Consider the following 23167-nt stretch of genomic DNA (forward strand, 5'->3'; position numbering starts at 1 on the left):
GGACACAACGTAAATACAAGACGCAGAACAAGCGTCATTTACATCGGGGGTCAATATCATGGCGACGCGTGCACCAGCGGCGGGCGCCCGGACGGCGGCACCGTCAAGGGCGAAATCAGGGAAGGGGCGCAAGGCACCCACCCAGTACATCTTTGAGTGGGAAGGCAAGGACCGCAAGGGCAAGACCTTCACCGGCGAGCTGCGCGCCGAGAACCAGGCGGAGGTCACCGCCACGCTGCGCAAGCAGGGCCTGACCATCGTCAAGCTGAAGAAGCGCAAGGCCGCGCGCGGGCGCAAGATCACCGAGAAGGACATTGCCTACTTCACCCGGCAGCTGTCGACCATGCTCAAGGCCGGCATTCCGCTGCTGCAGTCGATCGACATCATCGCGCGCGGGCACGTGAACCCCAACTTCACCCAGCTGCTGTCTGACATCCGCTTCGACATCGAGGCCGGCAGCAGCATGGCCGCGGCATTCCGGCGCCATCCGAAGTACTTCGATACGCTGTACTGCAACCTGATCGATGCCGGCGAACAGGGCGGTATCCTGGATTCGCTGCTGGAGCGCCTGTCGCTCTATATGGAAAAGACCATCGCGCTGAAAGGCCAGATCAAGTCGGCGATGATCTACCCGATCGCGGTGCTGACGGTGGCCTTTGCCGTGACCGTGATCCTGATGCTGTTCGTGATCCCGGCGTTCAAGGGCGTGTTCTCCAGCTTCGGCGCCAACCTGCCGGCGCCGACGCTGCTGGTGATCGCCATCTCGGACTTCTTTGTCCAGTACTGGTACCTGGTGATCGGGGTGCCGGTGGCCGGCATCTCCTTCTACCTGCGCGCGCTGAAGAAATCGGAGAAGGTGCAGCGCGTCACCGACCGCGCGCTGCTGACGCTGCCGATCTTCGGCAGCCTGTTCCGCAAGGCCGTGATCGCGCGCTGGACGCGCACGCTGGCCACCATGTTCGCCGCCGGCACGCCGCTGGTGGAGTCGATGGAGTCCGTGGCCGGCGCGGCCGGCAACTGGGTCTACTACGACGCCACGCGCGAGATCGAGCAATCGGTGCGCATCGGCACCAGCCTGACCAACGCGATGCAGGCCACCCATGTGTTCGACAACATGGTGCTGCAGATGACGCAGATCGGTGAGGAGTCCGGCGCGCTGGACAACATGCTGCTGAAGGTGGCCGAGTTCTACGAGCGCGAGGTCGACGATGCCGTGGCCGCGATCTCCAGCCTGATCGAGCCGCTGATTATCGTGGTGCTGGGTGTGCTGATCGGCGGCATGGTGGTGGCGATGTACCTGCCGATCTTCAAGCTGGGACAGGTGGTGTAAGCGATGTTGTCTGCGTGGTCTGCTTCTCCCTACCCTTCGTCGGCCTCCACCGGTGGCGCGCCGCTGGTCGAGGCACTGGCGGCGCTGCCGCCGGCCTTTCTGGTGGCTGCCGCGGCGCTGCTCGGGCTGGTGGTCGGCAGCTTCCTCAACGTGGTCATCCACCGGATGCCGCGCATGATGGAGCGCGACGAGGCCAACTATATCGCCGAGCTGCGCGGCGACCCGCTGCCCTACCCCGGCCGCTACAACCTGATGGTGCCGCGCTCGGCCTGCCCGCATTGCGGCCACGCGATTGCACCCTGGGAGAACGTGCCGGTGCTGAGCTACCTGTTCCTGCGCGGGCGCTGCTCGGCATGCAAGGCGCCGATCAGTGTGCGCTATCCGCTGGTCGAGCTGGCCTGTGGCGTGCTGAGCGCGCTGGCGGCGTGGCGCTTCGGCCCCGGCGGACAGGCCCTGGCCGCGCTGGTGCTGGTGTGGGCGCTGCTGGCGCTGACCATGATCGATGCCGATACGCAACTGCTGCCGGACCAGATCACCCTGCCGCTGCTATGGCTGGGCCTGCTGCTGAACCTGGGCGGCGTGTTCGTGGCGCTGCCCGACGCCGTGATTGGCGCGGCTGCCGGCTACCTGGTGCTGTGGACGGCCTACTGGCTGTTCCGGCTCGTGCGCGGCAAGGAAGGCATGGGCTTTGGCGACTTCAAGCTGATGGCGGCGCTGGGCGCCTGGTTCGGCTGGCAGGCGCTGCCGGCGCTGGTGCTGCTGTCGTCGGTGGTCGGCGTGCTGTTCGGGCTGGCCAATATTGCGCTGCGCCGCCAGGAACGCGACACGCCCTTCCCGTTCGGGCCTTTCATCGCGCTCGCCGGCGTGGTGGTGCTGCTGTTCGGCCCCGGCGTGCTGCCGCTGTTTGCATGGCCATGACGGTGTCCGACGATATCCGCTGAAGCTGGTATCGTTGCGGCAACATCGTCAACAGAGCCTCACATGCTGGAAATCGGACTGACCGGCGGCATCGGCAGCGGCAAGACCCGCGTGGCCGACATGTTTGCCGCGCGCGGTGCCGCGATCATCGACACAGACCTGCTCGCGCACGAGATCACCGCCCCGGGCGGGCGCGCCATCCCCGCGCTGGTCGAGGCCTTCGGCCCGGCCTGCCTGCGCCCCGACGGCGCCATGGACCGCGACGCGATGCGCGCACTGGTGTTTGCCGACCCTGCAGCCAAGGCGCGGCTTGAAGCCATCACTCACCCGCTGATCCGTGCGCTGACCACCGAGCGCGCCCACGCGATCCGCGATGCCGGCGAGCATCCCTACCTGATCTACGTGGTGCCGCTGCTGGTGGAATCGGGCTCATGGCGCGAGCGCGTGGGCCGCGTGCTGGTGGTGGACTGCACCGAGGCCACCCAGGTGGCGCGCGTGATGGGGCGCAACGGCTTCAGCCGCGAGCAGGTGCAGGCCATCATGGCCAGACAGGCCACTCGCGCCGCGCGCCTGGCATGTGCCGACGACGTCATCGACAACGACGGCCCGGTGGAGGCACTGGTGGACCAGGTCGACCGGCTCGACCGCTACTATCGTGAACTGTCGGCGGCGGCCAGGGTCCATCCATAACGCGCAACCCGGCGCGCCAGCGCATGGCATCACGCACGCGACATTGTCCTCGGCCCTTGTCTCGCATAGAATGCGCTGGAATATGCGGGGAAATCACCGCATACTGCCGGTAACCGCCTGCCATATATCGCCCCTTCCGGCATTTCCCGGGCCTCATTCTGCACCGGGCCGCTCCCGAAAGCGCCCGACGCCCTGCACGGACATTGCACTTGATTCTGTACGAATACCCTTTCAACGAACGCATCAGGACACTCCTGCGCCTGGAGGACCTGTTCGATCGGCTGGAATACTTTCTCGGCCAGGATCATGCCCACCAGCATCATGTCGCGCTGACCACGCTGTTCGAGATCATCGACGTGGCCGGCCGTGCCGACCTCAAGACCGACCTGATCAAGGAACTGGAACGCCAGCGCCAGGCACTGGCACCGCTGCGTGCCAGCCCTCAGATCGACCAGGAGGCGCTGGACGCCATCATCGGCGAGATCGAGCAAGGCATCGCCATGCTCAACCAGACCGTGGGCAAGGCTGGCCAGCTGCTGGCCGACAACGAGTGGCTGACCAGCATCCGCAGCCGCGCGATCATCCCCGGCGGCACCTGCGAGTTCGACCTGCCGGCCTACTATGCCTGGCAGCACCGCCCCGCCGAAGACCGCCGCGCCGATATCCTGAAATGGGTACGTCCGCTGCTGTCGCTGCGCATGGGCACCACCATCGTGCTGCGCCTGCTGCGCGAAGCCGGCCAGAGCGGCAAGGTGATCGCCACCGGCGGCAGCTACCAGCAGATGTTGTCCGGACGCAGCTATCAGCTGATGCAGGTCTACCTGGATGATTCGCTGCTGGCGTTTATCCCGGAGATGAGCGCCAACAAGTACATGCTGTGGGTGCGCTTTACGCAGCAGGACGGCGACCTGCGTCCGCGCTCGGTCGATGCGGATATCCCGTTCCTGCTGAAACTCTGCAATTTCTGAAGCCTGCGCTGAACGCTATGCCTGCTGTCGTCAAATGCCCCACCTGCGGCACCGAGGTGGCCTGGGTGCCCGAGAACAAATTCCGCCCCTTCTGTTCCGAGCGCTGCAAGCAGATCGATCTCGGCGCCTGGGCGTCCGAGAAATACGTGATCGGCGGCAAGCCGGGCGAGACCGCCGCCGACCAGCCTGAAGACGAGGACGACTGAAGCACCCTCGCCTTCAGCGTCCCCCCGTGGCTCAGTGCGCCGCCGCCAGCACGCGGCGGTAGAAGCCCACGCACACCAGTGCGAACACCGCCAGGCCCAGCCACTGCGCGGTCGCTTCAAACCCGGCCCCGACCAGCGCCAGCGGCGCATCCTTGCCCGACAGGCCGATCACCGCGGCCAGCATCACGCCGACCAGGCTTTCCCCCACGATCAGGCCCGAGCCGCGGCCGAGGCCTGCGTCTGCACCATGTTGTTTTCCAGGATGTTGGCGCCGGGGAAGAGACGCAGCACGGCCATCGAGATCACGGCCGCCGGGATCGCCGACGAGAAGGTCAGGCCGACCTTCAGGCCCAGGTAGATGTTCGAGGCGGTGAACACGACCGTGATCAGCGCACCGAGGATGATGCCGCGCAGGGTCAGTTCGGGCAGGGAAACGTCGTCGGCAATACGATCGACACGTAGCATGCAGCTTCCTTTCCTGTGGATCAGGGCCTGCCTGGTCAGGCCCTGGCGGCGCACAAGCGGGCGCCGCGGCCGCTTGTCCGACAGCGGGAATGGCAGGGTCAGCAGTTGCCCGATTCCTCGGCCAGCCACTCCACCACGGGAATGGTGGCCGGCAGCAGCGGCCCCACCGTCACCGGCGTGCGCTGCCACGAGAAGGCCTGGCCTTCACGGCCGACGGGGTCGCCCCGCCAGTCGGTGACTTTGCAGAAATACAGCCGCACATAGGCGTGCGGGTAGTCATGTTCCAGGATGTGCCAACGCTCGCATTGCGTGACATCAAGACCCAGCTCTTCATGCAGCTCGCGGGCGAGCGCCGCCTCAACCGACTCGCCCGGCTCCAGCTTGCCGCCGGGGAATTCCCAGTAGCCCTCGTAGGGCTTGCCGGCCGGGCGCTGCGCCAGCAGGAAGCGTCCGTCGGGCTGCACCAGCACGCCGACCGCCACCTCGGTCACCTTGCGCGGCGGGTTGCCGCCGGTCTGTGCGGGGTTCTGCGTGGCCGCGCTCATGCCTTGGCGTCTCCGGCGACATCGGCAATATAGGGCTTGCCATGCTTGCCGCCCCAGTCGCGCGCAAACTGCCAGGCCACGCGGCCCGAGCGCGAGCCGCGCTCCAGCGCCCACACCAGCGCGTCGCCGCGCGCCGCGGCGATGTCCTCGTCGGTGCAGCCGAAGTGCCTGAGCCAGTGGCCGACGATGGCCAGGTATTCGTCCTGCTTGGGCGGGTAGAACGACAGCCACAGCCCGAAGCGTTCGGACAGCGAGATTTTCTCTTCCACCACTTCGCCGGGATGGATCTCGCCATCGTCGGTGTGGCGGTAGGTCTCGTTGTCTTTCATGTACTCCGGCAGCAGGTGCCGGCGGTTGGAGGTGGCGTAGATCAGCACGTTGTCCGACTGCGCCGCCACCGAGCCGTCCAGCGCCGACTTGAGCGACTTGTAGCCCGACTCGCCCTCTTCGAACGACAGGTCGTCGCAGAAGATCACGAAGCGCTCGGGGCGCTGCGCAACCAGTTCGACGATATCGCCGAGGTCGCCCAGGTCATCCTTGTCCACCTCAACCAGCCGCAGCCCGTCCTTGACGAAGGCATTGAGGCAGGCCTTGATCAGCGACGACTTGCCGGTGCCGCGCGCGCCGGTCAGCAGCACGTTGTTGGCCGGCAGCTTGCTCACGAACTGGCGCGTATTGCCGACGATGGCGTCCTTCTGGCGCTCGATGTTCTTCAGGTCGTCCAGGTGGATCGGCGGCAGCTGGCGCACCGGCTGCAGGTAGCCGATATTGCCGAACAGGCTCTGCCGCTTGCGCCAGCGGAACGCCACGGCCTCCTGCCAGTCGGCGTCGCTCAGTTGCGGCGGCAGCCATTGTTCGAGTCGGGCGAGGAAGTTGTCGAGGCGGGCGGCAAGATCAGACATGGCAGGGGCGCGCTGGGGGCGCGGTATCGGCTGGCAGGGAAATCTGTCCTTCCCGCATGCACGGGAAGGACGAAAAGGCTCAGGAGCGGTAGTCGGCGTTGATCGACACGTAGTCGTGCGACAGGTCGCAGGTCCAGACCGTTGCTTCGGCCTTGCCGCGGCCGAGCGCGATGCGCACGGTGATCTCGGCCTGCTTCATCACGCGCTGGCCGTCTTCCTCGCGGTAGTCGGGGTTGCGGCCGCCGTCGCGGGCCACCCAGACATCGTCCAGCCACAGGTTGACGCGGCCGACGTCGAGGTCGTTCACGCCGGCGTAGCCGACCGCGGCCAGGATGCGGCCCAGGTTGGGGTCCGACGCATAGAACGCGGTCTTGACCAGCGGCGAGTGCGCCACCGCATAGGCGATCTGGCGGCACTCGGCCACGTCCTTGCCGCCTTCGACGCGGATGGTCATCAGCTTGGTGGCGCCCTCGCCGTCGCGCACAATCATCTGCGCCAGCTCCTGCGCCAGCGCGGTCACCGCGTCGCGCAGCGCCTCGAAGGCCGGGCCTTCGGTGCGGTCGACCACGGCGCCGGACTTGCCCGTCGCGATCAGCACGAATGAGTCGTTGGTCGAGGTATCGCCGTCGATGGTGATGCTGTTGAAAGAATGGTCGGCAGCGTAGGAGACCAGCGCCTGCAGCACCGGCTGGGCCACGGCAGCGTCCATGGCGATAAAGCCGAGCATGGTCGCCATGTTCGGGCGGATCATGCCGGCGCCCTTGCTGATGCCCGACAGCGTCACGGTCTTGCCGTCGATCTGCACCGTGCGCGACGCGGCCTTGGGCTGCGTGTCGGTGGTCATGATGGCTTCGGCGGCGGCCAGCCAGTTGTCCGGCTTCGCGTTGGCGATGGCGGCGGGCAGGCCGGCCACCAGGCGGTCAACCGGCAGCGGTTCCAGGATCACGCCGGTCGAGAACGGCAGCACCTGCTCGGGGGCGATGCCCAGTTGCGCGGCCAGCGCGTCGCAGCTGGCGCGGGCATTGGCCAGACCCGGCTCGCCGGTGCCGGCGTTGGCATTGCCGGTGTTGACCACCAGCGCGCGGATGCCCTTGCCAGCGGCCAGGTGCTCGCGGCAGACCTGCACCGGCGCGGCGCAGAAGCGGTTGCTGGTGAAGACGCCGGCCACGGTGCTGCCTTCGGCCACGCGCACCACCAGCACGTCCTTGCGGTTGGCCTTGCGGATGCCCGCCTCGGCCCAGCCCAGCTCCACGCCGGCGACGGATTTCAGGTTCTCTGCCTGGGGCAGCGGAAGATTGACGGGCATGTGGACTCCTCTTTCCTGCTTGCGTTATCTGCTTGCGGCTTCTGCTCGCAACTTGCTTGTCATCAGACGAACATGCCCGCTAAGGGCGGGCATGTCGTTTCCTTTCGCGTCACGCCGTGCGACGGGCGCGACGTCATACCGGTGCGCGACTCAGCTGAGCCTGCCGTGGCACTGCTTGAACTTCTTGCCCGAGCCGCACGGGCACGGGTCGTTGCGGCCGACCTTGGGCATGCCCGCCAGCGCCAGTTCGGCGGCGGCCATGGCCGCACCGGTGCGCGGCGACGGAGCTTCCTCGACCGGCTCGCGCCCTTCGGCGAACTCGTCGTGCTTGTACTGCACGTTCTCCAGGTGCGACAGGCCTTCCTCGATCTCTTCGGAAGCCTGCTCCAGTTCTTCCGGCGACTGGATCTGCACGTTGAAGGTCACGCGCGTGACTTCGCTCTTGATCAGGTCCAGCAAACGCGCGAACAGCTCGAACGACTCGCGCTTGTATTCCTGCTTGGGATCCTTCTGCGCATAGCCGCGCAGGTGGATGCCCTGGCGCAGGTGGTCCAGCGCGGCCAGGTGCTCGCGCCAGTGCGTGTCGATGCTCTGCAGCATGACCGAGCGCTCGAAGCCGGCGAACGACTCGCGGCCGACCATCGCGACCTTGCTGTCGTAGCGCTCCGCGGCCGCCTTCATGATCAGGTTGAGCAGCTCTTCGTCCTCGATGCTCTGCGCGCCCTCGATGGTCTGCGCCAGCGGCACTTCCAGGCCCCAGTCCTCGCGCAGGCGCGTTTCCAGGCCGGCGATGTTCCACTGCTCTTCCATGGTGTCGGCCGGCACGTGGTCGCGGAACAGCTCAACCAGCACGCTCTCGCGCAGGTTGGTCACCATGTCGCCGACATCCTGGGCTTCCAGCACGTCGTTGCGCAGCTTGTAGATTTCCTTGCGCTGGTCGTTGGCAACGTCGTCGTACTGCAGCAACTGCTTGCGGATATCGAAGTTGCGGCCTTCAACCTTGCGCTGCGCCGACTCGATCGAGCGCGTGACGATGCCGGCTTCGATCGGCTCGCCCTCGGGCATCTTCAGGCGTTCCATGATGGCGCGTACGCGGTCGCCGGCGAAGATGCGCAGCAGCTGGTCGTCCAGCGACAGGTAGAAGCGCGACGAACCCGGGTCGCCCTGGCGGCCGGCACGGCCGCGCAACTGGTTGTCGATACGGCGCGACTCATGGCGCTCGGTGCCGACGATATGCAGGCCGCCGGCGGTCTTGACCTGCTCGTGCAGCGAATGCCACTCATCCTCGAGCTGCTTGATGCGCGCGGCCTTCTCGGCGTCGGACAGGTTCGGATCCGCCTCGATAAAGCCGGATTGCTTCTCCACATTGCCGCCCAGCACGATGTCGGTACCGCGACCGGCCATGTTGGTGGCAATGGTGATCATCTTGGGGCGGCCGGCCTGGGCCACGATCTCGGCTTCGCGTGCGTGCTGCTTGGCGTTCAGCACCTGGTGCGGCAGTTGCTCGCGCTCGAGCAGGCCCGACAGGTATTCCGAGGTCTCGATCGAGGTGGTGCCCACCAGCACCGGCTGGCCACGCTCGTAGCAGTCGCGGATATCGCGCACCACGGCGTCGTAGCGCTCCTTGCCGGTCTTGTAGATCTGGTCCTGCTGGTCCTTGCGCTGGGCCGGGCGGTTGGTCGGGATCACCACCACTTCCAGGCCATAGATCTCCTGGAATTCATACGCTTCGGTGTCAGCCGTGCCGGTCATGCCGGCCAGCTTGCTGTACATGCGGAAGTAGTTCTGGAAGGTGATCGTCGCCAGCGTCTGGTTCTCTTGCTGGACGGTGACGCCTTCCTTGGCCTCCACGGCCTGGTGCAGGCCGTCGGACCAGCGGCGGCCGGTCATCAGGCGGCCGGTGAACTCGTCGACGATCACGACTTCGTCATTCTGCACCACGTAGTGCTGGTCGCGATGGAACAGGCTGTGCGCGCGCAGGGCGGCGTACAGGTGGTGCATCAGCGTGATGTTCTGCGGCGCGTAGAGCGATTCGCCCTCGCCGATCAGGCCCTGCTGCGACAGGATCTCTTCGGCCTTCTCGTGGCCGGCTTCGGTCAGGTAGACCTGGTGGCCCTTCTCGTCGACGTAGTAGTCGCCCGGCTTTTCGACGCCGGTGCCATCGGCCTTTTCCTCGCCGATCTGGCGCTCGAGCAGCTTGGGGATGCCGTTCATGCGCTGGTACAGGTCAGTCTGGTTCTCGGCCTGGCCGGAGATGATCAGCGGGGTGCGGGCCTCGTCGATCAGGATCGAGTCCACTTCATCGACGATGGCGTAGTTGAGCGGGCGTTGCACGCGCTGCGACGGGTCGTAGACCATGTTGTCGCGCAGGTAGTCGAAGCCGAACTCGTTATTGGTGCCGTAGGTGATGTCCGAGTTGTACGCCGCCTGCTTGGCGTCATGCGGCATCTGCGACAGGTTCACGCCCACCGACAGGCCCAGGAAGTTGTACAGCCGGCCCATCCACTCGGCATCGCGCTGCGCCAGGTAGTCGTTGACGGTCACCACGTGCACGCCCTTGCCGGTGATGGCATTCAGGTACACGGCCAGGGTCGCGGTCAGCGTCTTGCCTTCGCCGGTGCGCATTTCGGCGATCTTGTTGTCGTTCAGCACCATGCCGCCGATCAGCTGCACGTCGAAGTGGCGCATCTTCATGACACGCTTGCTGGCTTCGCGGCAGACGGCGAAGGCCTCGGGCAGCAGCGCCTCGAGCGATTCGCCGCCGGCGTGGCGCTGCCGGAAGGTCTCCGTCATGCCGCGCAGCTCGTCGTCCGAGAGCTGCTCGAACTTCGGCTCCAGCGCATTGATCTGCGCCACCGTGCGGCGATATTGTTTGATCAGCCGCTCATTGCGGCTGCCGAAGACTTTCTTGAGAAGGCCGGTGATCATCGATTGCTTTCACCTGCGCGGAACCGGGTGGCACCCCAGGGATGCGGGCTGCTCCGGCGGCCGGGCGAGGAATGGATAGATTGGCGCAAAACGCCGAGTTTATCATGTGCCGGGGTCACGGCCGGAACGCGCCTGGCCCCGTCCCGCAAGGGCAGGCAAGCCTGCCGAATGTTGACCACACGTGTCGTTCGCATGATCGCCCGCGCGCCCCGTCAGCCACAGTTTGGGGCGGCCGCCGCAGCTTCAATCCACAGTCGGGCAAGGCGGCCCCCGCGCCCCTTGCTAGAATGCATGCATGCGCCGCTTCACCCACCACGCCCTGCAGACCCCTGCCGCCAAGCCGCTCAACGACTGGCTGGCCAAGGCCGGCCCGGTTTCGACGCTGATGCAGACCGCGCGCCAGCTGTCGGTGCTTGAGGCCGAGGTGCTGGCGCTGCTGCCCGCCGGCATGCGTGACGGCCTGGCCGTGGCCGGCGTCAAGCGTGACGCCACCGACCCGAACGCCCAGGTGCTGCTGTTGCTGGCAGCGCACGGCGCCGCCGCTGCCCGCGTGCGCCAGGTGGTGCCGACGCTGCTGGCGCGGCTGCAGCAGCGCGGCTCGCACATCACCGCGATCCGGGTGCGGGTGCAGCCAGAGGTGTCGCGCCACGCGGACTGGGAAGTGGAGCCCGTGCAACGCCAGCGCACCGGCGGCCGCATGACCCCCACGGGACTCGCCAACCTCGACCAGCTGGCGCGCAGCCTGCCGGATTCGCCGCTGCGCGACGCGCTCAATACACTGCTCGCCCATCACCGCTAGCCCGGTGCCGAACACGAAAAAGCCGACCCGAGGGTCGGCTCTTTTTGCGCCAGTTCGCCAGGATCAGGCAAACGCCGGCTGCGCCTGCGGCAGGAACGCGGCCGGGGCTTCCTCGACGCGGTCGAAGGTGACCAGCTCGTAGGCTTCCTGGTCGGCCAGCAGCGCGCGCAGCAGCTGGTTGTTCAGGCCGTGGCCCGACTTGTTGGCCACATAGGCGCCGATCAGCGGATGGCCCACCACATACAGGTCGCCGATCGCATCCAGGATCTTGTGGCGCACGAACTCGTCGCCGTAGCGCAGTTCTTCATTGTTGAGCATGCGGTGCTCGTCCAGCACGATCGCGTTGTCCAGGCTGCCGCCGCGCGCCAGGCCCATCTCGCGCAGGGCTTCCACCTCGTGGGCAAAGCCGAAGGTGCGGGCGCGGGCAATCTCGCGCACGTAGCTGGTGTCGGCAAAATCGATCGAGAAGGTCTGGCCGGTCTTGTCGACCGCCGGGTGGCGAAAGTCGATGGTGAACGACAGCTTGAAGCCGAAGAACGGCTCCAGCCGCGCCAGCTTGTCGCCCTCGCGCACTTCCACCGGTTTCTTGACGCGGATGAAGGTCTTCAGCGCGTTCTGCTCTTCAATGCCGGCCGACTGCAGCAGGAACACGAAGGACGCGGCGCTGCCGTCCATGATCGGGATTTCCTCGGCGTCGACGTCGACATAGAGGTTGTCGATGCCCAGGCCGGCGCAGGCCGACATCAGGTGCTCGACGGTCGAAACGCGCGCGCCATCCTTTTGCAGCACCGATGCCAGGCGCGTGTCGCCGATGGCCGACGCGGCCACGGGAATCTCGACGGCCTCGGGCAGGTCGACGCGGGTAAAGACGATGCCGGTGTCCGCCAACGCGGGACGCAGGGTCAACGTGACTTTGCGTCCCGAGTGCAGGCCGATGCCAACGGTCTTCACCAGGGATTTGATCGTGCGCTGTTTGAGCATGACAGCCTCAACTATTATAAAAATCTATCGGGCAATGTTTCTGATTAAGGGATTTTACCACCACCTCACGGGCGCTGCAGCCGGGTTTTGTTTCCGGCTGTTAACACTCCCTTAATAAGTTACGTATTATCCACGTTTACCCGGATGACTGTGTCAGCCACGCAACGCCGCCAGCACTGCCTCGGCACTGCTGACGCGGAATTCTCCCGGTGCCTCGACGTCGAGCCGGGTGACGACGCCGTCGTCGATCACCATCGCGTAGCGCTTGGAGCGCACGCCCATGCCGCGTGCGGTCAGGTCCTGGTCCAGGCCCAGCGCACGGGTCCACTCGGCGCTGCCGTCGGCCATCATGCGCACCGTGCCGCCCGCCTGCTGCTCACGGCCCCAGGCGCCCATCACAAAGGCGTCGTTGACCGACACGCACCAGACCTCGTCGACGCCGGCCTCGCGCAGCGCCGCGGCGTGCTGCACAAAGCCCGGCACATGCTTGGCCGAGCAGGTCGGCGTGAAGGCGCCGGGCAGGCCGAACACCACGATCTTGCGGCCGCGGACCAGGTCCGCCACCTTGAAGGCATTGGGCCCGAGCGCACAGCCGTTGCCTTCGGTTTCGAAGAATTCCTGCAGCGTGGCGTCAGGGACGCGGGAACCGGCAGTGATCATGGGTCGTGGTCCTCCTGGGTTTTCTGAAGAATAGTCCGGATGCCGGGGCGCGGACGCCCACACTCAGGCAGACGGGCAACCTCAAGATCATAGGCGCCCTGCCCGCATTGCCAAAGCCGGGTCACATCCGGTGACATCCGGCGCGGATCCGATACACCTTGCTACAAAGACGTCCGCGCGGCGCACCTCTTGGGTGCGCCGCGCGGACGCTGATACATCCCGACCGGGAAGGCGGGAAACCAGTCCGGGGAGGCGGCCAGCGGCACGCCCGTCCCGGCAACGGGATGCGGGTGAAGCTCAGTCCGGCGCAGGCGCGGCGCCGCCAGCGGCCCGGCGGTTCACGTCATTCCATGCAAGGCACGCGCGGATGGGGAGCGCACGTGCATCGCGACAAGGCGACGCGTTCCGTCAGGCGGCCGGTGGAGGCACCGATGCCGCGCCAGGCAGGGCTCAGTCTGCCTGCTTGCGCAGGAAGGCCGGGATGTCGTACGTATCCACACCCTTTTCCTGCAGCGCCGCCACGTGGGCCGACGCCGACTCACGCGAGCTGCGCCACACTGCCGGCGTATCCAGGTTGCTGTAGTCCGGCGAGCTGTGCGTGGCCGCGGCGGCGGTCATGTTGGCCATCATCTGCACCGGCATGTTGTCCGTGCCGGTCTTGAGCAGGGTCATCGGCTGTTGCTTCTTGGCCGAGCGGCCCAGGCCCGTGGCCACCACCGTCACGCGCAGCGCATCGCTCATCGAGTCGTCGTACACCGTACCGAAGATCACGGTCGCATCTTCCGCGGCATAGCTGCGGATGGTGTTCATGACTTCCTTGGTTTCCGACAGCTTCAGCGAACGGCTGGCGGTGATGTTGACCAGCACGCCGCGCGCGCCGGACAGATCCACGCCTTCCAGCAGCGGGCTGGCAACGGCCTGCTCGGCCGCCAGGCGGGCGCGGTCCACGCCCGACACGGTTGCCGTCCCCATCATGGCCTTGCCTTGCTCGCCCATCACCGTCTTCACGTCCTCGAAGTCGACGTTCACCAGGCCGTCAACGTTGATGATCTCGGCAATGCCGGCCACCGCGTTGTGCAGCACGTCGTCGGCGCACTGGAAGCACTTGTCCATCTCGGCGTCGTCGCCCATCACTTCGAACAGCTTCTCGTTGAGCACCACGATCAGCGAGTCAACACTCGACTCCAGCTCGCTCGAACCGTGCTCAGCCACCTTGGCGCGGCGCGCCCCTTCGAAGTCGAACGGCTTGCTGACCACGCCCACGGTCAGGATGCCCATCTCCTTGGCCACTTGCGCAACGATCGGCGCGGCGCCGGTGCCGGTGCCGCCGCCCATGCCGGCAGTGATGAAGACCATGTGCGCGCCGCGCAGGGCGTCGGCGATCTGCTCGCGGGCCTGATCGGCGCAACCGCGGCCGACTTCCGGCTTGGCGCCGGCGCCCAGGCCCGTATTGCCGAGCTGCAGCACGCGCGAAGCGGTCGAACGCTTGAGCGCCTGGGCGTCGGTGTTCATGCAGATGAATTCGACGCCTTGCACACCGCGGCTGATCATGTGCTGCACGGCATTGCCGCCCGCGCCGCCCACGCCGACCACCTTGATGATGGTGCCGTCCATCACTTCCGTTTCGATCATGTCAAAGTCCATCACTGCCTCCGAGAAAAATCAGTCCCCAGACGATGCAGCCTCCCCGCCGCAACCCCTGGTTTCTGAACAAGAAACCAATAAAAAGAAAACCAGAAAAATTCCACCCGGCACGCCGGCCTGTCCGGTAGACAGCCCTGCCTGCGCGCCGTTGCATCGTCAGCGCGTCAATTTCCGCATTGATCAGAAATTGCCGACAAACCATTCCTTCATGCGCGTCCACACCTGCTTGACCGACCCGCTCTGCACGGCCACCTTGCGTCCGCGCATGCGTTGCACGCGGCCTTCCAGCAGCAGGCCCATCACGGTCGCGTAGCGCGGGCTCTTCACTACCTCGTGCAGGTTGCCGCGGTACTCCGGCACGCCCACGCGCACGGGCTTGAGGAAGATGTCCTCGCCCAGCTCGACCATGCCCGGCATCATCGCGGTGCCGCCGGTGATGACCACGCCGGACGACAACAGTTCTTCATAGCCCGACTCGCGCACCACCTGGTGCACCAGCGAGTACAGCTCTTCGATGCGCGGTTCGATCACCGCGGCCAGTGCCTGGCGGCTGAGCGTGCGCGTGCCGCGGTCGCCCACGCCGGGCACCTCGATCATGTCTTCCGGGTCGGCGATCGCCTGCTTGGCGATGCCGTACTGGATCTTGATGTCCTCGGCGTCGGGCGTCGGCGTGCGCAGCGCCATGGCGATGTCGTTGGTGATCTGGTCGCCGGCGATGGGGATCACGGCCGTATGGCGGATCGCGCCTTCGCTGAAGATGGCGATGTCGGTGGTGCCGCCGCCGATGTCGACCAGCACCACGCCCAGCTCCTTCTCGTCCTCGGTCAGCACCGCCAGGCTCGAGGCCAGCGGCTGCAGGATCAGGTCGTGCACTTCCAGGCCGCAGCGGCGCACGCACTTGACGATGTTCTGCGCCGCACTGACCGCGCCGGTGACGATATGCACCTTCACTTCCAGGCGGATGCCGCTCATGCCGATGGGCTCGCGCACGTCTTCCTGGCCGTCGATGATGAATTCCTGCGTCAGGATGTGCAGGATCTGCTGGTCGGTCGGGATATTGACCGCCTTGGCGGTCTCGATCACGCGCGCCACGTCGGTCTGCGTGACCTCCTTGTCCTTGATCGCCACCATGCCGCTGGAGTTGAAGCTGCGGATGTGGCTGCCGGCAATGCCGGTGAAGACCTCTGAAATCTTGCAGTCGGCCATCAGCTCGGCCTCTTCCAGCGCCTTCTGGATCGACTGCACGGTGGCCTCGATATTGACCACGACCCCTTTCTTCAGACCCTTGGACTCTGACTGGCCCATCCCGATCACCTCGTAGCTGCCGTCGGGGCGCAGTTCTGCCACCACCGCCGCCACCTTCGAGGTGCCGATATCCAGACCGACCAACAGGTCCTTGTATTCCTTGCTCATCGGGTTTTCTCCGCGTTCTTGCTCTTCAGTCGCGTCGGATTGTTGTTGGAAGTACCTGAAACCGCTGCTGCCGCCGGCGCCGGCTTGGCCGCCTTCGCTGCCTTCGCCGCCTTCTCTGCCCTGACCGCCGCTGCGATCTGCGCCTCGGTCAGGAAGCGGGCATTGGCGGCGCGGATGGCAAAGCCGTTGGGATAACGCAGGTCGGCATACTCGATCTGGCTGCCCCATTGCTGGGTGACCTGCGGCCAGGCCGCGACGAAGCGCCGGACCCGCTGGTCCATCGCCACGCGATCCTCATCGTTCTGCTCGCGGCCCAGTTCGACCTCCATGCCGTTGGACAGCTTCGCGCGCCAGGCATAGCGGCCGGACAGGGCCACCGCCAGCGGCTCGGCCTTGAGCGGCTTGAACCACTGGCGCATGACCTCGAGCTTCTCGATCACGTCGCCCTCGCTGTCCGGCGGCCCGTCCAGCGCCAGCAGCTGTGCGTCTTCTTCCGCCTCGGCGGTGTTGGCGACAAAGACCTCGCCAAAGGTATTGATCAGGCGCCCGCTGTCGGGCGTGCCCCAGGTGCCCAGCGCTTCATGTTCCTCGACCTCGACCGCCAGGCCGTTGGGCCACTCGCGCCGCACGCTGGCGCGCCGCACCCAGGGCACCGACTCGAACGCCTGCCGTGCCGCGTTCAGGTCCAGCGTGAAGAAATTGCCGGTCAGCTTGCCCAGCGCGCTGGCGCGCACGCTAGGCGCGTTCACGTGGCGCAGCGCGCCGCCGTCCAGCGGGCCGATCTCCACATGGGTGATGGCGAACACCGGCCGCTGCGCCAGCCACAGCAGGCCTGCCGCGAGCGCCATCAGCACCACCAGCGCGTACAGCGCGGAGGCGATCAGGTTGAGCAGGCGTGCGTTATGCCACATGGTCCGGTGCGGTCCTGTTCGGTTGCGTTATTCGGGTTTCCAATGCTCGTTGGGATGCAGGTCCAGCGTGGCCGCGGCCACCACCTGCATCACGAAGTCCTCGTAGCTGATGCCAACCGCGCGCGCCGCCATCGGCACCAGCGAATGGCCGGTCATGCCGGGCGAGGTATTCATCTCGAGCAGGAAAGGCTTGCCGTCGGCGCGCAGCATCAGGTCGGCGCGCGCCCAGCCGCGGCATCCCAGCACGCGGTAGGACTGCACCGCCAGTGCCCGGACCTCGCGTTCGACTTCAGGGTCCAGGCCCGACGGGCACAAGTACTGGGTATCGTCAGTAAAATACTTATTTTGATAGTCGTAGTTGGCTTCGGGCGCAACGATGCGGATCACCGGCAGCGCTTCGGCGCTGTCGCCCTCGCCCACGATCGGGCAAGTCAGCTCGGCGCCGTCGATAAAGGTCTCGGCAATGACGTCGTTGTCCAGCGCAGCGGCCTTCTCGAACGCCGCGCGCATCTGGTCGGCGGCAGTGACCTTGGTCAGGCCGATCGACGAGCCCTCGCGCGCCGGCTTGACGATCAGCGGCAGGCCCAGGTCGGCCGCCACGGCGTCGAAATCGGTGTCGGCATGCAGCATGGCAAAGCGCGGCGTGGCCAGGTCATGGGTCATCCACAGGCGCTTGGTGGCCTGCTTGTCCATGGCCATGGCCGAAGCCAGCACGCCGCTGCCGGTGTACGGCACGCCCAGTTGCTCGAGCAGGCCCTGCATGGTGCCGTCCTCGCCATAGCGTCCATGCAGTGCGATAAAGACGCGGTCAAAGCCGGCCGCGGCCAGCTCGGCCACGCCCTGCAGGCCCGGGTCGAAGCCGTGCGCGTCCACGCCGCGCGACTGCAGCGCGGCCAGCACACCGTTGCCCGACATCAGCGAGATCTCGCGTTCGGCCGAGCGCCCGCCCAGCAGCACGCCGACCTTGCCCAGCGACTTGGGATCAATATTGGGATGGGCGACGAAGCTCATGCCTGGCCTCCCTGCGTTGATTGCGTCGATTGCTGGTGCGACACCAGCTGCCCCGGCACGGCCCCGACCGAGCCCGCGCCCATCGTCACGACCACATCGCCCGGCCGGACGGCATCCAGGATGGCCTGCGGCATTTCTTCCATCTGCTCCACGAAAACAGGTTCGACCTTGCCGGCCACGCGCAGCGCGCGGGTCAGCGCACGGCCGTCGGCGGCCACGATCGGGGCCTCGCCGGCGGCGTAGACCTCGGCCAGCAGCAGGGCATCGACGGTGCCCAGCACTTTGACGAAGTCCTCAAAGCAATCCCGCGTACGGGTAAAGCGGTGCGGCTGGAACGCCAGCACCAGGCGGCGCCCCGGGAACGCGCCGCGCGCGGCGGCCAGCGTGGCCGCCATCTCCACCGGGTGGTGGCCGTAGTCGTCCACCAGGGTGAAGGTGCCGGCGCCATCGGGCGTGGCCACCTCGCCGTAGCGCTGGAAGCGCCGGCCCACGCCGTGGAACTCGCGCAGTGCCTTGACGATGGCGGCATCGGGCACCTCCAGCTCGGTGGCGATGGCAATCGCCGCCAGCGCGTTCTGCACGTTGTGCAGGCCGGGCAGGTTCAGCGCGATCTCCAGCGGCGGCTCGGCATGGCCGTTGAGCTGGCGCTGCACGGTGAAGTGCATCTGGCCGTCGACCGCGCGCGCGTCCACGGCGCGGATCTGGGCATCCTCGGCAAAGCCGTAGCGCACCACCGGCTTGGACACGAACGGCAGGATCTCGCGCACGTTGGGGTCATCCACGCACAGCACCGCGATGCCGTAGAACGGCAGCCGCTGGGTGAACTCGATAAACGCCTGCTTGAGCCGGGCAAAGTCGTGCCCGTAGGTGTCCATGTGGTCGGCATCGATATTGGTAATGACCTCGATGACCGGGAACAGGTTCAGAAACGATGCGTCCGACTCGTCGGCCTCGGCGACGATAAAGTCGCCGGTGCCCAGGCGCGCATTCGCGCCGGCCGAGTTCAGGCGGCCGCCGATCACGAAGGTGGGATCGAGCCCGCCCTCGGCCAGCACCGATGCCACCAGGCTGGTGGTGGTGGTCTTGCCGTGCGTGCCGGCAATGGCCACGCCCTGCTTCAGGCGCATCAGTTCGGCCAGCATCACCGCGCGCGGCACCACCGGGATGCGCTTGCTGCGGGCTGCCAGCACTTCGGGGTTGTCGCCGCTGACCGCGGTCGACACCACCACCGCGTTGGCGCCGGTCACGTTGGCCGCGTCATGCCCGTGCATCACCGTGGCGCCCAGCGAAGCCAGGCGCCGCGTGGCGGCATTGCTGCCCACGTCCGAGCCCGAGACCTTGTATCCCAGGTTCAGCAGGACCTCGGCGATGCCGCTCATGCCGGCGCCGCCGATGCCCACGAAGTGGATGTTTTTGACGATATGCTTCATTCGATTGCTGCTTGATTAGGCTTCAGTCCCTGGCCAGCTGACTGCAAATCTCGGCGACACGCCGGGTTGCCTCAGGCTTGGCCAGTCCGCGCGCTAGGCGCGCCATGTCTTTCAGCTGCGGCCGGGTCAGGCTGGCGATGGTTTGCGCCAGGCCCTCGGCCGTCAGGTCTTTCTGCTGCACCAGCAGGGCCGCACCCTGCTTCGACAAAAACTCCGCGTTGGTGGTCTGGTGGTCGTCCACCGCATGCGGGAAGGGCACGAACATCGCCGCCACGCCTGCGGCAGCCACTTCCGACACCGTCATCGCGCCGGCGCGGCAGATCACCAGATCCGCATCGGCGTAAGCGCGCGCCATGTCGTCGATAAACGGCAGGGTCTGCGCGGGCACCTGCGCGGCCGCGTAGTTGGCGCGCAGCGTGTCGATCTGCTTCGCGCCCGCCTGATGCGTGACCACCGGGCGCTCGCTCTCGGGCAGCAGCGCGATGGCCTTGGGTACCACCTCGTTCAACGCCGCAGCGCCCAGGCTGCCGCCCACCACCAGGATGCGCAGCGGGCCGCTGCGCTGGTCATAGCGCGCTTCGGGCGCGTCCAGATGCGCCAGTTCCTCGCGCACCGGGTTGCCGGTCCATTCGCCGCCGGGCAGCGTGTCCGGGAACGCGCACAGCACGCGGTCGGCCACCTTGGCCAGCACCTTATTGGCCAGACCGGCGATCGAGTTCTGCTCGTGCAGCACCAGCGGCCGCCCCAGCAGCGATGCCATCATGCCGGCCGGGAAGGTGATATAGCCGCCCATGCCCAGCACCACGCTCGGGCGCACCCGGCGCAGCGCGCCGATGCTCTGCCAGAACGCGCGCAGCAGGTTCAGCGGCAGCAGGAACTTGGTCACCAGGCCCTTGCCGCGCAGCCCGCCGAACTGGATGAACTCCATCGGGATGTCGTGCTTCGGCACCAGCGTGGCTTCCATGCCGGTGCGGTTGCCCAGCCAGACCACCTTCCAGCCTTGCTCGCGCAGCGCGTGCGCGACCGCAAGCCCCGGGAACACGTGTCCCCCGGTGCCGCCGGCCATCACGAGCAAGGTGCGCGGTGCGGTCATGCCTGCCCTCCGCGCGCAAGTCCGCGATTGTGATCGCACGCGCCGCGCGTGGCTTCACCCACATGCGGGATATCGAGCACCGAGGTCTGATGCAGGGTGGTCATACCTTCCCTCCGCGCATCAGCACCTGATTTTGGCTTCGGCCGCTGCGCTTAACTTCCCGCTGACGCGGGAAATTAGCCTTCGCCGAAATCGAGTATTGCTGCGCTCCGGTCATACCTTCCCTCCGCGCATCAATACTCGATTTTCATAATCAATGCGCAGCAGGATCGCCAGCGCCACGCAGTTCATCAAAATCCCCGACCCGCCATAGCTGACCAGCGGCAGCGTCAGCCCCTTGGTCGGCAACAGGCCCAGGTTCACGCCCATATTGATAAAGGTCTGCCAGCCGATCCACACGCCGATGCCCTTGGCCACCAGGCCGGCAAAGGTGCGGTCCAGCTGCAGTGCGGTGCGGCCGATATTGAAGGCGCGGCGCACCAGCCAGTAGAACAGCACGATCACCACCAGCACGCCGACAAAGCCGAATTCCTCGCCGATCACCGCCAGGATGAAGTCGGTATGCGCTTCGGGCAGGTAGTGCAGTTTCTCGATGCTGCCGCCCAGCCCCACGCCGGTCCACTCGCCGCGGCCGAAGGCGATCAGCGAGTGCGTCAGCTGGTAGGCCTTGCCCAGCGCGTTGCTCTCTTCCCACGGGTTCAGGTAGGCAAAGATCCGCTCGCGCCGCCAGGGCGAAGCCGTAATCAGCAGCGCGAACGCGCCCACCGCCACGCCGACCAGCCCGGCGAACAGCTTGCCGTTGATGCCGCCCAGGAACAGGATGCCCATCGCCACTGCGGCGATCACCAGGAACGCGCCCATGTCGGGTTCCAGCAGCAGCAGCATGCCCACCACCACCACCGCCACGCCCATCGGCAGGAAGCCCTTGGACACAGTCTGCATCCACTCCTGCTTGCGCACGGTGTAGTTGGCGGCGTACAGCACCACCGCCAGCTTCATCAGCTCGGACGGCTGGAAGTTCATCACGCCCAGCGGAATCCAGCGCCGTGCGCCGTTCACGCCCTTGCCAATGAATGGGACCAGCACGATCACCAGCAGGATCAGCGCGAGGATAAAGAGCTTGGGCGCGTAACGGTCCCACACCTTGACCGGGATCTGGAACGCAGCCAGCCCGACCGACAGCCCGATCCCCAGCGCGAACGCATGGCGCATCAGGAAGTGGCTCTCGCGGTAGTTGGCGTAGCGCGGCGAGTCCGGCAGCGCGATCGAGGCCGAATAGACCATCACCAGGCCGAGCGCGAGCAGCACGATCGACACCCACAGCATGGGCTGGTCGTACTCCATCATGCGCGAGCGGGTCGGCTTGACGCCCGACACGGCGTCGCGCAGGCCACCCCAGGCATTGCCGATGGTGGCGCCGATAAAGCCGCTGCGCTTGACCTGTGCTTCGCTCATGGCAGGATCCCCCGGGACAGCGCCAGCTCTTCCACCGCGCCGCGGAACACCTCGGCGCGGTGCACGTAGTTGCGGAACATGTCGAGGCTGGCGCACGCGGGCGACAGCAGCACCACATCGCCGTTCTCGGCCAGTCCGGCAGCCTTCGTCACGGCCTCTTCCAGCGTGGCGGCGTCGACCAGGCTGGCACCGCTGCCCTGCAATGCATCGCGCAGCTCACCCGCGGCGCGGCCGATCAGCACCACCGCGCGTGCGTACTGCGCCACCGGCGCGGCCAGCGGCGAGAAATCCTGGCCCTTGCCTTCGCCACCGGCGATCAGCACCACGTGCTTGTCCAGCCCCGACAGCGCGGCCACGGTGGCGCCCACGTTGGTGCCCTTGCTGTCGTCGAAATATTCAACATCGTCGATGGTGGCGACCCACTCCACGCGGTGCGGCTCGCCGCGGTATTCGCGCAGGCCATGCAGCAGTGCGTTCATCGGCAGGTCGATGGCACGGCACAGCGCCAGCGCGGCCATCGCGTTGGTGGCGTTGTGCATGCCGCGGATATGCAGCGCGTCGGCCGGCATCAGGCGCTTGTGGCGCACCGGCACGGCTTCCTGGACCACCTCGGCGGCCTTGCGGCGGCGCGGCTTACCCTCCCCTTCCGCGTCCGGATCGGGCTCGGCCAGCACCAGCCAGGGCATGCCGCCCTCGCGCAGGATGCCGAAGCTGCCCGGCGTTTCCGGCAGGTCGGTGCCGAAAGTCAGCGGCGAGCGCCCGGACCGCGCCATGTCCATGGTCAGGCGGTCGTTGCGGTTGAGCACCTGCACGCACTCGCTGCCAGCCGGCCCGAAGATGCGCGCCTTGGATGCGGCATAGGCTTCCATCGAGCCATGCCAGTCCAGGTGGTCCTGGGTGACGTTGAGCACGGTGGCCGCGGCGGGCGCCAGCGTGTGCGTGGTTTCCAGCTGGAAGCTGGACAGCTCAAGCACCCACACCTCCGGCAGCGATGCCGAGGCGATGCAGGCCGACAGCTTGTCCAGCGCCGACGGGCTGATATTGCCCGCCACCGCCACGCTCTTGCCGGCGCGCTCCACCAGCCGGCCGGTCAGCGCTGTGGTGGTGGTCTTGCCGTTGGTGCCGGTGATCGCGAGGATCTTCGGCGCGTAGCCGGACTCGGCTTCCAGGTGGCGCAGCGCGCGCACGAACAGTTCGATCTCGCCCCACACCGGGATGCCGCGCGCCTGCGCCGCGGCCAGCAGCGCGCCGGTGCCGGCTTCCAGCGGCGACAGGCCCGGGCTGATTGCCACCAGGCCGATGCCGTCGAGCAGGCTGTCGGCGAACGGGCCGCCGACGAATTCGGCCGAAGTCAGCTCGGCCTGCAGGAAGACAAGGTTGGCGGGCGCCTCGCGCGTGTCGGCCACGCGCACCGCGCAGCCGTTCAGGCCACACCAGCGCGCCATGGCCAGGCCCGACTCACCGAGGCCCAGTACCAGCACATGAGGTTTTTGCAGCTCGCCAAACACTTCG

General features: G+C 66.8%; 21 protein-coding genes and 1 pseudogene. 6 read left to right on the forward strand and 16 right to left on the reverse strand.

The window, feature by feature from the left end; genetic code table 11:
• The first annotated feature begins 58 nt into the window (after positions 1–58).
• The 5 genes from RS901_RS03740 (at position 59) to RS901_RS03760 (ending at position 4112) form a co-directional block, all read left to right on the forward strand.
• A complete protein-coding gene (locus RS901_RS03740; protein WP_316151581.1) occupies positions 59–1330 on the forward strand; it encodes a type II secretion system F family protein in 1272 nt (423 codons plus the stop codon).
• Between the two features lie 3 nt (positions 1331–1333).
• A complete protein-coding gene (locus RS901_RS03745) occupies positions 1334–2248 on the forward strand; it encodes an A24 family peptidase (RefSeq protein ID WP_316151582.1) in 915 nt (304 codons plus the stop codon).
• A 63-nt stretch (positions 2249–2311) separates the two neighbouring features.
• Positions 2312–2938 (forward strand): dephospho-CoA kinase, encoded by a 627-nt coding sequence (gene coaE / locus RS901_RS03750; RefSeq protein ID WP_316151583.1) that lies wholly within the window; start codon positions 2312–2314, stop codon positions 2936–2938.
• A 209-nt stretch (positions 2939–3147) separates the two neighbouring features.
• Entirely contained in the window at positions 3148–3906 is a 759-nt protein-coding gene (zapD, locus tag RS901_RS03755) for a cell division protein ZapD (protein ID WP_035826777.1), read from the forward strand.
• 17 nt (positions 3907–3923) lie between these two features.
• Entirely contained in the window at positions 3924–4112 is a 189-nt protein-coding gene (locus RS901_RS03760; RefSeq protein WP_316151584.1) for a DNA gyrase inhibitor YacG, read from the forward strand.
• 31 nt (positions 4113–4143) lie between these two features.
• On the opposite strand, the gene RS901_RS03765 is transcribed toward RS901_RS03760, so the two are convergent.
• The 6 genes and pseudogenes from RS901_RS03765 to secA form a co-directional block, all read right to left on the reverse strand.
• Positions 4144–4320, reverse strand: coding sequence for a hypothetical protein (locus RS901_RS03765; RefSeq protein WP_316151585.1), 177 nt, complete (start codon positions 4318–4320; stop codon positions 4144–4146).
• Positions 4321–4334: 14 nt separating this feature from the next.
• Positions 4335–4577: pseudogene (locus RS901_RS03770) on the reverse strand (OPT/YSL family transporter); the annotation flags it as partial.
• Positions 4578–4675: 98 nt separating this feature from the next.
• Complete coding sequence (locus RS901_RS03775) at positions 4676–5122, reverse strand: NUDIX domain-containing protein (RefSeq protein ID WP_316151586.1); 447 nt, start codon at positions 5120–5122, stop codon at positions 4676–4678.
• A complete protein-coding gene (locus RS901_RS03780) occupies positions 5119–6024 on the reverse strand; it encodes an ATP-binding protein (RefSeq protein WP_316151587.1) in 906 nt (301 codons plus the stop codon). The genes RS901_RS03775 and RS901_RS03780 overlap by 4 nt, the downstream gene beginning before the upstream one ends.
• A 79-nt stretch (positions 6025–6103) precedes the next feature.
• A complete protein-coding gene (gene argJ / locus RS901_RS03785) occupies positions 6104–7330 on the reverse strand; it encodes a bifunctional glutamate N-acetyltransferase/amino-acid acetyltransferase ArgJ (protein WP_316151588.1) in 1227 nt (408 codons plus the stop codon).
• A 150-nt stretch (positions 7331–7480) separates the two neighbouring features.
• Positions 7481–10258 (reverse strand): preprotein translocase subunit SecA, encoded by a 2778-nt coding sequence (gene secA, locus RS901_RS03790; protein WP_316151589.1) that lies wholly within the window; start codon positions 10256–10258, stop codon positions 7481–7483.
• Positions 10259–10553: 295 nt separating this feature from the next.
• Here secA and RS901_RS03795 point away from each other — a divergent pair, with 295 nt between their 5' ends.
• Positions 10554–11057 (forward strand): hypothetical protein, encoded by a 504-nt coding sequence (locus RS901_RS03795; RefSeq protein ID WP_010814761.1) that lies wholly within the window; start codon positions 10554–10556, stop codon positions 11055–11057.
• Positions 11058–11120: 63 nt separating this feature from the next.
• Here the strand turns inward: RS901_RS03795 and lpxC are convergent, their stop codons facing one another.
• The 10 genes from lpxC to murD form a co-directional block, all read right to left on the reverse strand.
• Positions 11121–12038 (reverse strand): UDP-3-O-acyl-N-acetylglucosamine deacetylase, encoded by a 918-nt coding sequence (lpxC, locus tag RS901_RS03800; protein WP_316151590.1) that lies wholly within the window; start codon positions 12036–12038, stop codon positions 11121–11123.
• Positions 12039–12191: 153 nt separating this feature from the next.
• Positions 12192–12698, reverse strand: a complete 507-nt coding sequence (locus RS901_RS03805) for a peroxiredoxin (RefSeq protein ID WP_316151591.1) — start codon at positions 12696–12698, stop codon at positions 12192–12194.
• Positions 12699–13148: 450 nt separating this feature from the next.
• Positions 13149–14342: a cell division protein FtsZ gene (gene ftsZ / locus RS901_RS03810; protein WP_316151592.1), complete on the reverse strand. Its 1194-nt coding sequence runs from the start codon at positions 14340–14342 to the stop codon at positions 13149–13151.
• Positions 14343–14522: 180 nt separating this feature from the next.
• The gene (gene ftsA, locus RS901_RS03815; RefSeq protein ID WP_012353950.1) at positions 14523–15755 is read right to left on the reverse strand and encodes a cell division protein FtsA; all 1233 of its coding nucleotides are present in this window, start codon (positions 15753–15755) and stop codon (positions 14523–14525) included.
• Positions 15752–16666 (reverse strand): cell division protein FtsQ/DivIB, encoded by a 915-nt coding sequence (locus tag RS901_RS03820; protein WP_316151594.1) that lies wholly within the window; start codon positions 16664–16666, stop codon positions 15752–15754. Before RS901_RS03820 ends, ftsA begins: the two co-directional genes overlap by 4 nt.
• Positions 16667–16693: 27 nt before the next feature.
• Positions 16694–17677, reverse strand: coding sequence for a D-alanine--D-alanine ligase (locus RS901_RS03825; protein WP_114134132.1), 984 nt, complete (start codon positions 17675–17677; stop codon positions 16694–16696).
• Entirely contained in the window at positions 17674–19107 is a 1434-nt protein-coding gene (murC, locus tag RS901_RS03830; protein ID WP_316151595.1) for a UDP-N-acetylmuramate--L-alanine ligase, read from the reverse strand. Before murC ends, RS901_RS03825 begins: the two co-directional genes overlap by 4 nt.
• A gap of 22 nt (positions 19108–19129) precedes the next feature.
• Complete coding sequence (murG, locus tag RS901_RS03835) at positions 19130–20200, reverse strand: undecaprenyldiphospho-muramoylpentapeptide beta-N-acetylglucosaminyltransferase (RefSeq protein WP_316151596.1); 1071 nt, start codon at positions 20198–20200, stop codon at positions 19130–19132.
• 213 nt (positions 20201–20413) lie between these two features.
• Complete coding sequence (gene ftsW / locus RS901_RS03840; RefSeq protein ID WP_316151597.1) at positions 20414–21655, reverse strand: putative lipid II flippase FtsW; 1242 nt, start codon at positions 21653–21655, stop codon at positions 20414–20416.
• A complete protein-coding gene (gene murD, locus RS901_RS03845) occupies positions 21652–23163 on the reverse strand; it encodes a UDP-N-acetylmuramoyl-L-alanine--D-glutamate ligase (protein ID WP_316151598.1) in 1512 nt (503 codons plus the stop codon). The genes ftsW and murD overlap by 4 nt, the downstream gene beginning before the upstream one ends.
• Between the last annotated feature and the right edge of the window lie 4 nt (positions 23164–23167).

This window comes from Cupriavidus sp. BIC8F, from assembly GCF_032465815.1.
GTDB classification, from domain to species: Bacteria; Pseudomonadota; Gammaproteobacteria; order Burkholderiales; family Burkholderiaceae; genus Cupriavidus; species Cupriavidus necator.